This window comes from Methylobacterium sp. WL6, from assembly GCF_008040095.1.
Taxonomy (GTDB): Bacteria; Pseudomonadota; Alphaproteobacteria; order Rhizobiales; family Beijerinckiaceae; genus Methylobacterium.
Genome location: NZ_VRVH01000604.1, coordinates 1 through 977 on the forward strand (window position 1 = coordinate 1; position 977 = coordinate 977).

Below are 977 nucleotides of genomic sequence, written 5' to 3' on the forward strand. Positions count from 1 at the left end.
GCCTCGGCCCGGCGGGGGCGGCCGCCGGGCCGAGGCGGCGTCGGGCCGGATCAGTCGTCGCAGGGCAGCAGGTCGGCGCCGTCGGCGATGAACTGCGCGGTGTCGCGGACGGTCTGCGGCGTGCGCGGATCGTGGGCGACGAGGCCGGCCTCCTCGCGCAGGCGGTCGTTGCAGGCGCAGTGCGGCAGCCGGCCCGAGGCGCGGTCCGGCGTGCAGGCGTCGTGGTGGGCGCAGGCGAGGTCGAGGGCGTCCACCGGCGGGTGCCCCGGCCCGCGGTTGCCCGGGCCGCAGAAGTTGCCGTGGATCAGCAGGGCGTTGTGGGCGCCGTCGATCCGCGGCATCTCCTGCGCGTGGACCAGGGCGGGCAGCGCCACGGCGAGGGCGCCCGCGAGGGCGAGCCCGCGGAAACGGATGGTTCGAAAAACGGTCACGGTCGATCCTGTTCGCTGACGCCGCCCTCGACGGGGAAGATGGGGCGTCGATCCGGCAGGGCAACCGGCGGATCAGCCGCGCGATCCGAGCGTCGTCGCAAAGGTCGCACCGGGGTCGGGAGCCTACAGGACCGGGCTCCGCCGGCGAAGCACCAGTCGATCGTGCCGGTCCGGTTGACGCATGTTAAGACCGGGCCAGGCCGTTGCTATCATAGGCTGCAAAGATCGCTCGGATCGGCAGGAAACCGCCGGATCTCAAGATCGCGTGTGGTGCGAAGACCGCGCGCGCTCAGCGGGCATGGCCGTCCTGCGGGCGGTCGAAGTCGAGCGACGCGGTGTCGATCACGATCTGCGTCCGGCTGATCACCTCCAGCTTGCGCAGGATCTCGGAGACGTGGGCCTTCACGGTCGAGTCGCCGACCTGGAGCGCGTGGGCGATCTGCTTGTTGAGCTTGCCCTGGCGGATCATCAGCAGCACCCGCATCTGCTGCGGGGTGAGGCGGGCGATGCGCTCGGCGAGCGGGGCCTTCCGCGCGGCGCCGCGGG

Annotated in this window: 2 protein-coding genes; both read right to left on the minus strand. The window is 72.7% G+C overall.

The genetic code is table 11. The features are described from left to right. Window positions 1-50 precede the first annotated feature (50 nt). Window positions 51-431 (minus strand): hypothetical protein, encoded by a 381-nt coding sequence (locus tag FV230_RS28685; protein WP_147844773.1) that lies wholly within the window; start codon window positions 429-431, stop codon window positions 51-53. A gap of 289 nt (window positions 432-720) precedes the next feature. Beyond that, window positions 721-977: LuxR C-terminal-related transcriptional regulator (locus tag FV230_RS28690; RefSeq protein WP_147844774.1), on the minus strand; the 257-nt coding region annotated here is incomplete at its 5' end.